Consider the following 14,094-nt stretch of genomic DNA (forward strand, 5'->3'; position numbering starts at 1 on the left):
GCCACACTCTACCACGGGGAAAGCGGCACAGGCAGAGCTGAAATCAAACCCGCACCAGCATTCGCGTTTTTTCACTAAATTTGCGCAAGGCGGGCTTCATATGGCCTGTCACAGCAGGCACAATGTCAGAGCCCATGGACGCGCTGGCGCACTCGCCGTCGCTGCCGGACGTCCCCCACGCAGTCCCATTCAAGGAGAGCAGGATGCAAAAGCAATTGGTCGTCACCGTGATCGGCGCAGACAAGCCCGGCATCGTCGAGAGCCTGGCCGATACCATCACCCGACAGCAGGGCAACTGGCTGGCGAGCTCCATGAGTGAACTGGCGGGGCAATTTGCCGGCATACTGCACGTCGCCGTCCCCGACGAGCACTATCGTCCCCTGTGCGAGGCGCTGGTGATGCTGCCGGGCCTCACCGTGAGCTTCGCCGAGGGGCAGCTCAGCCCGGAGCCGGCCCGTCAGGTGATGCTGAGCGTCACCGGCAACGACAGGCCGGGCATAGTCCACGAGGTGGCCAGCATACTGCGCCAGCTCAACATCAACGTGGCCGATCTCACCACAGGCTGCGAGCCGGCGCCCCACAGCGGCGCGCCGCTGTTCTACGCCCATGCCCTGGTGGCCCTGCCACCCCAGCTCGAGCTGGACGATCTCGTCAGCGCCCTGGAGTCCCTCTCCGACGACCTGGTGGTCGACATCGACCAGGACCTGACCGAATAGTGCTGGTTGTCATAAATTTGTCATGGTTTGACGCCATAACTTCCGCGCAGACGCAACCAGAGTACAGAGGCACCAGATGAGCACCGACAGGCAGTATGAAGAGAAAGAGCTGAGTTGGCTCTCATTCAATGAACGGGTGTTGCAAGAAGCCATGGACAAGACGGTTCCGCTCATCGAGCGGGTCCGTTTCCTCGGGATCTTCTCCTCCAACCAGGACGAGTTTTTCAAGGTACGGGTATCGGACGTCAAGCGCCGCATCCTCATCAACGAGGTGCACGGCGGCGATGACGAGGCCAAGGTACTGCTGCGGGCCATCCAGCAGAAGGTGATGGCGCTCGGCGAGGCGTTCGACAACACCTACAAGGAGCTATTGCTCGCGCTGGCCCGCCACAACATCTTCCTGGTGAACGAGAACCAGCTCTCCGATGCCATCCAGCAGTGGCTGCGGGTCTTCTTCCGGGAGAAGGTGCTGCGCCACATCATCCCCATCCTGCTCAACAAGGAGGTCAACCCGGTCAAGTTCCTGAAAGACGAGCACACCTACCTCGCCATCGAGATGAAGAAGAACGGCCAGGTGATCCAGTACGCCCTGGTGGAGGTGCCGACCGACGATCTGCCCCGCTTCTTCCAGCTGCCGCCGGAGGGGACGCGCCGCAAGAAGCAGATCATCATCCTCGACAACGTCATCCGCTTCTGTCTGGACGAGATCTTCAAGGGCTTCTTCGACTACGACGAGATAGCGGCCTACGCGGTCAAGCTGACCCGGGACGCCGAATACGATCTCTCCGACCAGCTGGACCTCAGCCTGGTGGACAAGATGAGTGACGGCCTGAAGCAGCGCCTTACCGCCATGCCGGTGCGCTTCGTCTACGAGCGGGAGATGCCCGCGGCCATGATAAGCTTCCTCAAGCTCAAGCTGCAGATCAGCTCCTACGACGCCATCATGCCGGGCGGGCGCTATCACAACTTCAAGGACTTCATCGGCTTCCCCAACGTGGGCCGGGAATACCTGGAGAACCCCAAGCTGCCAGCCCTGGACTGCCGCGACTTCGACGGCTTCGTCAACGCCTTCGACGCCATCACCCGGCAGGACATACTGCTCTACTACCCGTATCACAAGTTCCACCACTTCACGGAGCTGGTGCGCCAGGCGGCGTTTGACCCGGCGGTCAGTGCCATTCGCATCAATATTTACCGGGTCGCCAAGAAATCGCGGATCATCCACTCCCTCATCGACGCCGCCAACAACGGCAAGAAGGTGACCGTGGTGGTGGAGCTGCGCGCCCGCTTCGACGAGGCGGCCAACATCGACTGGGCCAACATCCTGACCGATGCGGGGGTCAAGGTGGTGTTCGGGGTGCCCAGCCTCAAGATCCACTCCAAGCTCTGCCTCATCACCCGCCACGAGAACGGCGAGGCGGTGCGCTACGCCCATATCGGGACCGGCAACTTCAACGAGAAGACCGCCAAGATCTACACCGACTTCTCCCTGCTGACCCGCCACCCGGACATCACCGCCGAGGTGGAGAGCGTGTTCGAGTACATCGAATACCCGTACCGGCGCTACAAGTTCAACCACCTGCTGGTCTCCCCCATCAACAGCCGCCGCCAGCTCTATCGCCTCATCGACAACGAGCTGGCCAACGCCAAGGCGGGGCAACCCAGCGGCATCACCCTCAAGATCAACAACCTGGTGGACAGAGACCTCATCAACCGGCTCTATGCCGCCGGCCAGGCCGGGGTGCCCATCCAGATGATCATCCGCGGCATGTGCGCCCTGCGCCCCGGGGTGCCTGGCCTGAGCGACAACATCAGGGTGATCAGCATCATCGACCGCTTCCTCGAGCACCCTCGCGTCATGGTGTTCCATAACAAGGGCAACCCCCAGCTCTATATCTCCAGCGCGGACTGGATGAGCCGCAACATCGACGGTCGCATCGAGGTGGGTACCCCCATCTATGACGAGCGGCTCAAGCAGCGCATCCTCGACATCCTCGAGCTGCAGCTCGGCGACACCTGCAAGGCGCGGGTCATCGATGCCGATCAGAAGAACGAGTACGTGAAGCGGGGCAACCGCCGCAAGGTCCGTTCCCAGGTCGCGATATACGACTACCTCAAACGCATAGAGTCAAACCATGGACAATAGTCTGTACGCCGCTGTCGATCTGGGGTCGAACAGCTTCCACATGGTCATCGCCCGTCTCAACGAGGGGCGGATGCAGCTCGTCGATCGCATCAAGGAGCGGGTGCGCCTCGCGGAGGGGATGGACGAGCAGCGCCGGATGTCGGACGAGGCCATGGCCCGGGGCCTCGACTGCCTCGCCCTGTTCGCCGAGCGCCTCACCAACATCAAGCCGGATCAGATCCGCATCGCCGGCACCTACACACTGCGCCGGGCCAGCAACGCCCGCGCCTTTGTGAGCGAGGCGGCCAAGGTGCTCAACCACCCCATCGAGATCATCAGCGGCCAGGAGGAGGCGCGCCTCATCTATCAGGGGGTCGCCCATACCCAGCACATCGAGGGCCAGGTGCTGGTGGTGGACATCGGTGGCGGCAGCACCGAACTCATCATCGGCGAGGGGTTCGAGCCTAAGGCCCTCACCAGCCGCAAGATGGGCTGCGTCAGCTTCACCCAGAGCTTCTTTGCCAACGGCAAGCTCGGCGAGAAGGCCTTCAACAACGCCGTGCTGGAGGCCCAGCACCAGCTCGCCCCCATCATCAACCAGTACCGCAAGCTCGGCTGGCAGAGCTGTCTCGGCAGCTCCGGCTCCATTCGCACCGTGCGCGACGTCTTGCAGGGGGAGGAGTGGACCGATGGCGCCATCACCCTGGCGGGCCTGGAGCGCCTCAAGACCGAGATGCTCAAGCACAAGCGGGTCGACCAGCTCAAGCTGGCGGGCCTCACCGAGGAGCGCCAGGGGGTGTTCGCCGCCGCGGTGGCCATCCTGCTCGGGCTCTTCACCTCCCTGCCCATCGAGCGGATGGAGTACTCCGACGGCGCCCTGCGCGAGGGACTGCTCTACGAGTTCGAGGAGCGGCTGCAGCACCACGACATCCGCGAGCGCACCGCCCTGGCCCTCTCCACCCACTATCGCATCGACAAGCGCCAGGCCACCCGGGTGGAGCAGAGCGTTCTCTCCCTGTTCGATGCCCTGAGCGGCCCCTGGGAGATGCCGGAGGAGCCCTATCGCGCCATCCTCGGCTGGGCGGCCCGGCTGCACGAAATCGGCCTCGCCATCAACTACAGCGGCATTCACCGCCACTCCGCCTATATCCTGCAAAACACCGACCTGCCCGGTTTCAACCAGGACGATCAGGCCCTGCTGGCGGCCCTGGTGCGCTTCCAGCGCAAGGGGCTCAAGCTCTCCGAACTGCCCGCCCTGCCGAACCACGACGAGCAGACGGTGCTGCGCTGCATCCGCATCCTGCGCCTCGCGGTGGCGGCCCACCACAGGCGCCAGGACAACCTGCTGCCCGAGTGGAACGTGCAGGCCGCCGGCGATCAGCTGGTGGTCACCCTGCCGCTCGACTGGTGCGACGAGAACCGGCTCCTGATGCAGAACCTGGAGAAGGAGCACCGCTACTGCCAGGAGCAGGGCTGGCCTCTGCTGTTCCAGCTCGGGTAAGGGTCGGACTCAGACGAAAAAGGCAGCCGATGGCTGCCTTTTGATTTTCTGCCGGTCTCACTGCAGGTCCGGCAGGATCAGCTTGGCTATCTCGAAGTAGATGATGAGGCCGGTGCCATCCACCAGGGTGGCGATGAAGGGCGCCGAGACCACCGCCGGATCGATGCGAAAACGGCGCAGCACCATGGGGATCACCGAGGCGACGGTGGCGCTCCAGAGCACGATGGCGATGATGGTGAGGGTCACCACCATGCCGATCTCCGGGCCCACGCCTAAGCTCCAGGCCCGCACCCAGGCGGCCAGGGCGATGGCCGCCGAGATGAGCAGGCCGGTGGAGATCTCTTTTTTCAGCACGGTGCCGAGGTTCTTCAGGCTCACCTCCCCCACCGCCATGGCACGCACGATCGTGGTGGTGATCTGGGTGCCGCTGTTGCCCCCGGTGCCGATCAAGAGCGGGATGAAGAAGGCCAGGGCGATGGCCGCCTCCAGCTGCTCCTCGAAGGCCCGCAGCACTGTGCCTGTGTAGGCTTCCGCCACGAACAGGATCAGCAGCCAGCCCACCCGCTTGCGCCACAGCTGCCAGGGAGTGGCCTGCAGATAGGGAGTATCCAGGGGAGATGAGCCCCCCTGCAGCTCCGCATCCTCGGTGGATTCGAGCTCCAGGATGTCGGCGGCGTCATCCACGTGGAAGACCCCCACCAGACGACCCTGATCTTCCACCGGCAGGGTCGAGAGGTCGCGGTCGATGAGCAGGCGGGCCGCCAGCTCCCGATCCGCCCGGGCGTTGATGCGCACCGCCTCCCGCTCCATCAGCTCGCTCACGGGCCGCAGAGGATCGGCGATCAGCAGCGACTTGAGGGAGACGCTGCCCTGCAGGCGCCGCTCGCCGTCGACCACATAGAGCTGGCCGAACAGCTGGGCCTGGTCCCAGGCGCCGTGGATCAGCTGTTTGGCGCTCTCCACCGTCGCCTCTGCCGCCACGGCCAGGTACTCGTGGCGCATGTTGGCACCAACCGACTCGCTCGGCCAGGCCAGCAGCGACCGCAGGGCATCCCGTGGGGGCTCGGGCAGACGAGCGAGCAGGGTGCTGCGATCCTCTTCATCGAGCCGGCGCAGCATGGTCAGCAGGTCGCGGCGCGCGATGGCCCCCTGCAGGCCCCCGAGGATGCTGCCATGGAGCCTGAGCAGCAGATGGCCGGCGCACTCCGCGGGCAGGGAGCCGAGCAGGGCGGCCCCCTCGGGGACAGGCAGGGTATCGAAGATGCAGTTGAGCTCTTCCGGGCGCAGGGTCAGCAGCTGATCGGCGCGCTGGACCGGGTCCTGGTTGCGCGCCAGCCAGCTACGCAGGGCGATAGGATCGAGCAGTTGATGACGGTTGAGCAGGGTGTGTGTTTTCTTCATCACAGATGTCCTCATGTGATCCCGGGTCGGGCCCGGGAGCAACCGGTCATGCCGGCTGCCGTTTGCAAGAAAACAGCAATTTGATTGACGAGTAACAGGCAGGAAATGACGCCGTCCGGCGTGTCTTCATCCCCACGTACCAGCTTTAGCACTGCATAACGTATCCGGCGCGCCGGAAGCCACTTGGGTTGACACCTTAATCCGATGAAAACTGTCCTGATCTTGGGCGTCTCTGGACGTCGTGAGATCAGTGGCCTGTGTTTATGCAGGAGCCTCGCCTAACGAGATGCTGCGAATGATGCGCACGGCGGGGCCGTGCGGGCGGCATCATCGGCCCAGGCGCGAGTCGAGTCAAGGCAATCAGGACGCCTGCAACGGGTTGTTACAAATTGCGGGAAGGAGCATGAAATGACGGCTCCCCCGGGCCGGGCCACGGGGGAGCGTGCGGTCAAGGGACAAATCAGCGGATATAGTCGAACAGGGTGAGCTTGCTTATCTTGCTGAAGGCGAGCTGGGAGGCACTCATGGCCGCATCCTCCTTGGAGAGGGTGGCGATCACCTCGTACATGTCGGCCTCCGAGACCTTGGCCCTCGCCTGCTGGTTCAGGGTACTGAGGCCATCGTTCGAGCTCATCACCTGCTCCAGGCTGTTGAGCCGGCTGCCCACTTCCCCCTGTCCCCTGTCCACCTGGGTCCTGGCGTTGTTCATATGGGTGGTGGCATCGGCCACCGCCAGCTGGAAGTCGCTTGCCGGTAGGCTGGGATCCCGCAGGGCCGAGATGAAGTCGGACATGCCGTTGAGGATGCTGTCGTTCTTCGGCGTATCCAGCGCGAAGGTCTGGGTGGCGGACCCCGCGGGCAGATCCAGGGTCAGCTCCAGCCCGTTGAAGGCGATCTTGTTGCCCGCCACATAGTCGCCGCTCTGCAGCAGGGTGCCGCCACTGTCACGGATCTCGTAGGTATCCGGCGGCCCCACCAGGGTGTCGACCGTGAACTGGTTGCTGGCGAGCGAAGGATCGTAGTTGTTGCGATAGAAGCTCTCGAAGTTGCCCTGATCCCCCACCCCCACCTGGATGTTGGCGCTGGTGGCGCTGGCGGTGCGCCGGGTCGCCACCATCTCGAACAGATCGAAACCGGAGTCGTTCGCCGGGATCTTGACCGTGGGAGAGACCTGGATGCTGCGTTGACCCGTGTCCCCCTGGAACACGTAGTTGCCGCTGGCATCCTTGACGAAGGGCTGGGTCTTGCTCTGGTTGCCGCCGAAGATGAACTCCCCCTGGGAGTTCTTGCTGTTCATCAGGTCGAACATCTGCTTTTGCAGCCCCTCCAATTCGCTTGCGATGGCGCTGCGCTCCTCGGCGCCCATGGCGGAGTTGTTCGCCTTCTGGATCAGGGTCTGGGCGCTCAGCATGGCGTTGTTGATGGAGGTGAGGACCGTATCCTCGTGGCCCAGGCTGTTCTCCAGCAGGCTGCCGTTGACGCCGTACTGCTTGAAGAGATCGATCTCCTTGGTCAGCGCCATCTTCTGGCTCATGCCGGAGGGATCCTCGCCGGCACGGGTGAACTTCTCCCCCGTCATCAGCTGGTTGTAGGCGGTGTTCTGACGCTCGCTCACCTTGCTCATGGTGGCCAGGTTGCGGTCGTAGATCATGTTGGTGGTGATGCGCATGACTTACCTCACGGAGGAGAGCAGGGTGTCGAAGATGGTCTTGGCGGTGTTCACTATCTGGGCCGAGGCCGCATAGGACTGCTGGAAGCGGATGAGGTTGGCCGCCTCCTCCTCCAGGTTGACCCCGGAGACGCTCTCGTAGATGCCGGTACTCTGGGTCAGCTTGGCCTCGTTGGCCTGCAGCAGGGTCTTGGCCTGGCTGGTCTTGTTGCCGATCCCGCTCACCAGCCCGGAGTAGGCGTCGTTGAAGGTCATCTTGTCGTTGCTGGTGGCGGCGTTGTTGTTCTTGCGCACCAGCTCCTTGTTCTGCAGCTCCGCCAGCGCCAGGCCGTTGGCGTTGTCGGCGAAACCGTCCTTGTTGTAGCTCAGGGTGAAACTGTCGTTGGCCTCCACCTTGCCGGTGATGCTGAAGTCATAGCCCGGGGTCAGGGCTGGCACTATGGGCGTCCCCAACGGCATCTCGAGGACGGACATCAGGTTCTGTCCCTTGCTGGACGCCGGGGCCACGCCGAGCAGGTTGTTGTTCTTGTCGTAGACCTCGTAGTTGCCGCTGCCGTCGATCTTGATGACCTGGGGAGCGCTCGGATCCAGGTTGTTGGCGCCAAAGCCCGAGCCCGTCCCCGTGTTGTAGACACTGCTCAGCTTGATTTCACCCGAGCCCAGGTTCTGGGCGTTCTTGTCCGCCTTGATGGGGGAAGCCAGCGCGATGTCCTCTGGCCGGGTGATCGCGGCCTCGAGGTTGGCGGCGGCATGCCGGGTGGGTTGCAGCGCTATCTTGTCGCCGGCGGCCGGGGTGCCGGAGAGATCGATCTCGATGCCGTGCCCCGCCACCTCGAACGTGGCGGGGGGCGTGGTGCCGGTCATCAGCGAGGTACGCTTGCCGCTACCGTCGATGGAGAACACCTCATAGCCGGTGGCGCTGCTGAACTGCACCTCGTAGTCGAAGGTGGTCACTTCCGTTCCCTTGCCGGGGACGAAGTTCACCTTGGCGGCGCCGCTGCCGGTATTCTGGCTGTAGGGCAGGCCATCGCTAGCGCCGAGGGAGAAGAGATCCCCACCGAGCTCGTTGTCCAGATCCATCCCCAGCCGGTTCTGCTGGTTCATGGCGTCGGCCAAGGCGACCGCCAGCTGCCCGAGCTCCCGCTTGGCCGGTTCCAGATCCCGGCGCGCGGTGAAGAGGCCGCCGATGGCCCCCCCCACATCCTTGTCGTTGACGTCGGCCTGGTTGGCCCCCAGAGTCAGTTGCAGCGTGACGTCCCGGGAGTCCGGGTTGCCCGCCACCACCTTGAACTGGGCCACGCCGCCGTCCAGCACCAGGGAGTGCCCCGTGCTCATGTTCACCAGCATGCTGCCGTTGGGCTGGGTCACGGTGCGGATCTCCATCTTCTCGGAGAGCTGGCGGATGGCCTCGTCCCGCTGATCGAACAGCATCAGGTTCTCCTCCGGCGTGCCCTGGGTGCGGATGATGGCCTGGTTCAGATCGTTGATGCTATTGAGCAGGCTGTTCACCCTGTCCGTCTCGTCGCTGATGGTGGCGCTGATGGTGTCCCCCTGCTTGTCGAGCTGGGCGGAGAGGGTGTGGAATCTGTCCACCATGCCGCCCAGCTCGCTCAGGGTCGTCTTGCGCCCCCCGATCTCGGACGGCGACTCGTTGGCGGTATGGAAGGCCTTGAAGTAGGAGGTGATGGTGGTGCCCACGCTGTTGCTGACATCGCCGAGCAGGCTGTCGAGCTGGAAGAGCTGATCGTAGCGGGTGCTGGAGGCCTGATAGATGGAGGTATCCCGGCGCATCTCGGCCTGGGCATAGGCGTTGATGATGCGCTCGCTCACCATGTCTCCCGTCCCCAATCCGACGGAATTGGTATAGATCAGGGTGCGTTCACGTACATAGCCCTGGCTATTGACGTTGACGATGTTGTTGCTGGTGGTCTGCAGCAGTCGCTGCTGGGCCAACACACCCGAGGTACCGATTCCAAGCAGATCGCTTGCCATAGCTTACAGCTCCATCTCTGTGTTCCTGGTCGCAGTGCTGCCGGGCATCGAGTAGCCGGCGATGGCATCACTGCGCAACACTTGTTTAAGTTTCCTGGCGTACTGGGGGTCGGTGGCATAACCGGCCTGCTGCAGCGCCTCGAAATAGCTGTCCGGGCTGTCCACCTTGGCCAGGGCACCCTTGTAGCGGGTCCCCGAGGTCAGGAAGTCCACGTAGTCGTTGAAGCTCTCTTCAAACGACTCGTAGGAGCGGAACGCCGCCTTCTGGCGCGAGGCCACCCCCTGCTCGTACTCCAGGGTGCTCACCACCGCCTTGGGCCCTTCCCAGCGCGGATCGGCCTTGATGCCGAACAGGTTGTGGGTTATCTGCCCCTCCCCGTCCTTGATCACCCGCTTGCCCCAGCCACTCTCGAGGGCGGCCTGGGCCACCAGCACCGCCGGGCTCAGCCCCAGCTTGTCCGCCGCCTTCTTGGCGAGCGGCATCAGCCTGTCGACGAACTCCTCCGGACTGTCGAACACCTTGGTGCTCCCGTCCAGGGCCGGCGCCCGCTGGCCCGTGCCCATGGGCGGCACGGTGCGGTGGGGACGCCGGGGCGGGGCCAGACGATGCTCGGCCCCAGCCAGCTCACCCTTCATCTCGCTCTTCATTTCGTTATCAGCAAAATCTTTGCCAACTTTGGAGGCGGCGATCAGATCGTTGGAAGCACTGGGGGGCTGATAGGGCTTGTAGACCCGCTCGGTGCGCTCGGGCAGCTTGAGCACGCGCCCATCCTGATGGGTGAAGGTCTTGTCAGGAGAGAGCTGCCTGGCCACCATTTCGGCGATGCCGAGGCCCCCCTTGCTCGACATGTCGGCAACCCGCTGCTCGTCCAGCATCCCTTCATAGAACTGGGTGTAGCTGCTGTTCATCGGGTTGCCTTCGGTCAGCACCGAGTTGGCCTGGCGCATCCCCTTGAACAGGGTCTGGGTGAAGATGGACTCGAACTGGCGGGCCGCCGCCATCAGGGCCCCCTGCTGCCCCTCCTTGCTCTGGCTCATCCGGCGCAGCTTGTCCAGGTTCTGGACGTCCTGCACCATGCCAAGATTGATACCGCTCTGGGTGTCGAACTCTGCCATAACCTACCTCTTTGCCGCCCGTGGCAACCTCTTGCCGCTCAAGATGTTACAAAATGACCCGCTGGCCCTGCCGGAGGTGCCGCTCGAGGCGGCATTGCCATCCCTCATTACAGAATGACCAGCTGGCCCTGCCGGAGGTGCCGCCCGAGGCGGCATTGCCATCCCTCATTACAGAATGACCAGCTGGCCCTGGATGGCGCCTGCCTGCTGCAGGGCCTCCAGGATCGCCATCAGATCGCCGGGGGCCACCCCCACCTGGTTCACCGCCCGCACCAGGTCGTCCAGGGTCGCGCCGGTATCGAACTTGAACATCCGCCCCGGATCCTGCTGCACGTTGATGGTGGAGTTGTTGGTGACCGCCGTCTGCCCGCCCGCCAGCGGATTGGGCTGGGAGACCTGCTGGTTCTCGGCGATGGTGACCGTCAGGCCGCCGTGGCTGATGGCGGCCGGACGCAGCCTGACCTCGCTGCCGATGACGATGGTGCCGGTGCGGGAATTCACGATGATCTTGGCGGACTCGCTCGCCGGATCCACCTCCAGGTTCTCTATGGTGGAGAGGTAGGAGACCCGCTGGGCCGGATCCCGCGGCGCAAACACCTTGATGGAGGTGGCATCCAGCGCCTGGGCGGTATTGGGCCCCACCAGATCGTTGACCACGTCGGCCACCCGACGGGCGGTGGTGAAGTCGGGCCGGTTCAGGTTGAAGGTGATGGTATCCCCCTGGCTGAAGGAGTTCGGTACTTCCCGCTCCACGGTCGCCCCGTTGGCGATGCGCCCCACGGTCGGGGTGTTGATCACCACCTTGGAACCGTCAGCCCCCTCGGCCCCCAGGCCCCCGACCACCAGGCTGCCCTGGGCCACCGCATAGACGCGGCCGTCCAGCCCCTTGAGGAAGGTCTGCAGCAGGGTGCCGCCCCGCAGGCTCTTCGCCTCGCCGATGGCGGAGACGGTGACGTCTATGGTCTGGCCCGGCTTGGAGAAGGGAGGCAGATCCGCGTGGATCGCCACCGGCGCCACGTCCTTGATCTTGGGCTTGATGTTGTCCGGCACCTTGATGCCGAAGTTGTTGAGCATGGTCCTGAAGGTCTGCTCGGTGAAGGCGTTGTTCTTCTCACCCGTGCCGGGCAGACCCACCACCAGACCGTAACCGATCAGCTGGTTGCTGCGCACCCCTTCCACCGAGGCGAGATCCTTGATGCGGGACGCGTGCGCCAGCCCGAGCGGCAACAGGCAGCACAGCAGGGCAAGCAGACGGAATCGGTTCATGACATCTCCTAACGAAACCACTGTGGCCCGGATCGGCTTGGCGATCCGGGCTGTCGAGTCTTAAATGGGCCACCAGGGACCGTTGAAGAAGCTGGTCAGCCACCCCTGTTCCTGGGTGTTGGCCAGATCGCCGGTCCCGCCGTAATGGATGCGGGCATTGGCCACCTTCTGGGACGACACGCTGTTCTCGGAGCTGACGTCCTCCGGACGCACCAGACCGGTGATGCGGATGTATTCGTTGCCGTTGTTGAGCATGATCCACTTCTCGCCGCGCACCAGCAGGTTGCCGTTCGGCAGCACCTTGACCACGCTGACCGAGATGTTGCCCTGCAGGCTGTTGCTCTGGTCCGCCTTGGCCTGCCCCTTGAACGCGCTGCTCTGATCGACGGAGGCGGAAAGGTTGTAGGGGCTCGCCGTCACCGGCACCCCGCCCAGGCTCACCGGCGACAGATCGAAGCTGTTGTCCTTGCCGCTCTGGGTGTTGGCCTTCTTCGACGCCGAGGTCGACTCCGCCAGCTCGATGGTGATGATGTCACCTATCTTGTGGGCCTTGATGTCCGAGTAGATGCCGTTGACCTGCTCGGGCTGGAAGATGGCCCCGGTCGGGCGCACCGACACCGGCTCGGATTCGCCGTAGACGGGAGCAAATTCCGGATCGTCGGGCTTGGGGGTGTTGGGGGTACTGGCACAACCCGCCAGGGTCAGCAGGCCCAGCATCCATATGGCTTTCATCATGGCTCTCCTACGTCAGGTACGCTGGGTCAGGAAGGACATCATCGAGTCCACCGCCGAGATGACCTTGGAGTTCATCTCGTACACCCGCTGGGCCTGGATCAGGTTCACCAGCTCCTCGGTCACGTTGACGTTGGAGGTCTCCAGCATCCCCTGCTTGATGACCCCTAGCCCGTCCGCACCGGCAGTCCCCTGAATGGGGGCGCCGCTGGACTGGGTCTCGAGGAAGAGGTTCTCCCCCATGGGCTGCAGGCCGGTGGGGTTGACGAAGTCCGTGGTGTTGATCTGGCCCACCACCTGGGACTGGCCGTCCCCCTTGAGCTGGACCGAGACCTGGCCATCCTCCCCCACGGTGACGCTCTGGGCGTTCTCGGGGATCTGGATCTCCGGTTGCAGCGGATAGCCGTTGCCCGGGGTGACTATGGTGCCCTCGTCGTTCAGGGTGAACTGGCCGTTGCGGGTGTAGGCCGCGCTGCCGTCCGGCAGCTGGATTTCGAAGTAGCCGCGGCCGCTGATCATCAGATCCAGGGAGTTGTCCGTGGTCTGGACGTTGCCCTGGCTGTGGTTCTTCTGGGTGGCGACCACCTTGGCCCCCGCCCCCAGCATCAGGCCGGAGGGCAGTTCGGTGTCAGCCGAAGAGCGGCCACCTGGCTGGTTGATGTTCTGATAGAGCAGATCCTCGAAGATGGCGCGGGCCTTCTTGTAGCCCACGGTGCTGGCGTTCGCCAGGTTGTTCGAGGTGACCGAGATGTTGGTCTGCTGGGCATCCAGGCCGGTCTTGCTGATCCAGAGTGCAGGATTCATGGTGTGCTCCTTGATTAGCTGATACGCAGCAGCTGGGTTTGGGCCTCGTCGTTTTCCTCGGCGGTCTTCATGATCTTGACCTGAGTTTCAAACTGACGTTGCAGGCGAATGAGGTTGGTCATCTCGTCGACCACGTTGACGTTGCTCCCCTCGAGGGAGCCGGCGATCAGGCCCACCTCGGCAGACGCGGCCTCCCGCTGGCCATCCTTGCGGCGGAACAGGCCATCCTGACCCTTCTCCACCGCATCCCCCGCCGGGTTGACCAGCTTGATGCGCTGGAAATCCTCAGGCAGGTTGGCGGCAGCCCCCTCGGGGCGACCGCTGATGGTGCCGTCACGGTTGATCTCGATCTTCTCCATGGGCAGCGGCAGCACTATGGGCTGGCCGGCGTCATCCACCACGTTCAGACCGGTGGAGGTCTGCAGGTTGCCGGCGGCGTTGAGCTGCAGGTTGCCCATGCGGGTGTAGGCCTCCGCACCGTTGGGATCCTGCACCGCAATCCAGCCAGGACCGTCGACGGCGACGTCAAGATCCCGCCCCGTGGTCATCAGCATGCCGTGCTGCAGGTTCTGGCCCGGCCGCTCGGTCATGGCGAACACCCGGGTGGGCAGCCCCTCGCCGAACGCCTGCATGCTGCGCGCCTGCTCGAAGTCAGACTTGAAGCCGATGGTGTTGGCGTTGGCCAGGTTGTTGCCACGCACAGCCAGGCTGTTCATGTTCTCCTTGGCCCCGGACATGGCGATGTAAAGCAGGTGATCCATGGGATCCTCCG

At 63.9% G+C, this 14,094-nt stretch carries 11 protein-coding genes and 1 riboswitch; of the genes, 3 read left to right on the forward strand and 8 right to left on the reverse strand.

Annotated features, from left to right (window positions below):
• The first annotated feature begins 203 nt into the window (after window positions 1-203).
• From I6L39_RS19595 to ppx, 3 genes are all read left to right on the forward strand, one after another.
• On the forward strand, window positions 204-716 hold the full coding sequence (locus tag I6L39_RS19595; protein ID WP_209793017.1) for a glycine cleavage system protein R: 513 nt from the start codon (window positions 204-206) through the stop codon (window positions 714-716).
• Between the two features lie 76 nt (window positions 717-792).
• Window positions 793-2,862, forward strand: a complete 2,070-nt coding sequence (ppk1, locus tag I6L39_RS19600; RefSeq protein WP_209793019.1) for a polyphosphate kinase 1 — start codon at window positions 793-795, stop codon at window positions 2,860-2,862.
• Window positions 2,852-4,342 carry an exopolyphosphatase gene (gene ppx / locus I6L39_RS19605; RefSeq protein WP_216990586.1) on the forward strand — a complete coding sequence of 497 codons (1,491 nt, stop codon included), beginning with the start codon at window positions 2,852-2,854 and terminating at the stop codon, window positions 4,340-4,342. The genes ppk1 and ppx overlap by 11 nt, the downstream gene beginning before the upstream one ends.
• A gap of 57 nt (window positions 4,343-4,399) precedes the next feature.
• Here ppx and mgtE read toward each other — a convergent pair whose 3' ends face one another.
• The 8 genes from mgtE to I6L39_RS19645 form a co-directional block, all read right to left on the reverse strand.
• On the reverse strand, window positions 4,400-5,743 hold the full coding sequence (gene mgtE, locus I6L39_RS19610) for a magnesium transporter (RefSeq protein WP_216990587.1): 1,344 nt from the start codon (window positions 5,741-5,743) through the stop codon (window positions 4,400-4,402).
• Between the two features lie 123 nt (window positions 5,744-5,866).
• Window positions 5,867-6,036, reverse strand: a riboswitch (M-box (ykoK) riboswitch).
• 167 nt (window positions 6,037-6,203) lie between these two features.
• On the reverse strand, window positions 6,204-7,412 hold the full coding sequence (flgL, locus tag I6L39_RS19615; protein WP_042076366.1) for a flagellar hook-associated protein FlgL: 1,209 nt from the start codon (window positions 7,410-7,412) through the stop codon (window positions 6,204-6,206).
• A 3-nt stretch (window positions 7,413-7,415) separates the two neighbouring features.
• Complete coding sequence (locus I6L39_RS19620; protein WP_216990588.1) at window positions 7,416-9,404, reverse strand: flagellar basal body rod C-terminal domain-containing protein; 1,989 nt, start codon at window positions 9,402-9,404, stop codon at window positions 7,416-7,418.
• Between the two features lie 3 nt (window positions 9,405-9,407).
• Window positions 9,408-10,520 carry a flagellar assembly peptidoglycan hydrolase FlgJ gene (flgJ, locus tag I6L39_RS19625; RefSeq protein ID WP_216990589.1) on the reverse strand — a complete coding sequence of 371 codons (1,113 nt, stop codon included), beginning with the start codon at window positions 10,518-10,520 and terminating at the stop codon, window positions 9,408-9,410.
• A gap of 168 nt (window positions 10,521-10,688) precedes the next feature.
• Window positions 10,689-11,786 carry a flagellar basal body P-ring protein FlgI gene (locus I6L39_RS19630; RefSeq protein WP_042076360.1) on the reverse strand — a complete coding sequence of 366 codons (1,098 nt, stop codon included), beginning with the start codon at window positions 11,784-11,786 and terminating at the stop codon, window positions 10,689-10,691.
• A 60-nt stretch (window positions 11,787-11,846) separates the two neighbouring features.
• Complete coding sequence (flgH, locus tag I6L39_RS19635; RefSeq protein WP_042076358.1) at window positions 11,847-12,518, reverse strand: flagellar basal body L-ring protein FlgH; 672 nt, start codon at window positions 12,516-12,518, stop codon at window positions 11,847-11,849.
• Between the two features lie 15 nt (window positions 12,519-12,533).
• Window positions 12,534-13,322 carry a flagellar basal-body rod protein FlgG gene (gene flgG / locus I6L39_RS19640; protein WP_010675290.1) on the reverse strand — a complete coding sequence of 263 codons (789 nt, stop codon included), beginning with the start codon at window positions 13,320-13,322 and terminating at the stop codon, window positions 12,534-12,536.
• A 14-nt stretch (window positions 13,323-13,336) separates the two neighbouring features.
• A complete protein-coding gene (locus I6L39_RS19645; RefSeq protein ID WP_042076355.1) occupies window positions 13,337-14,083 on the reverse strand; it encodes a flagellar basal body rod protein FlgF in 747 nt (248 codons plus the stop codon).
• Window positions 14,084-14,094 lie beyond the last annotated feature (11 nt).

The sequence above is a fragment of the Aeromonas sp. FDAARGOS 1409 genome (assembly GCF_019048705.1).
In the GTDB taxonomy this organism is placed as follows: domain Bacteria; phylum Pseudomonadota; class Gammaproteobacteria; order Enterobacterales; family Aeromonadaceae; genus Aeromonas; species Aeromonas sanarellii.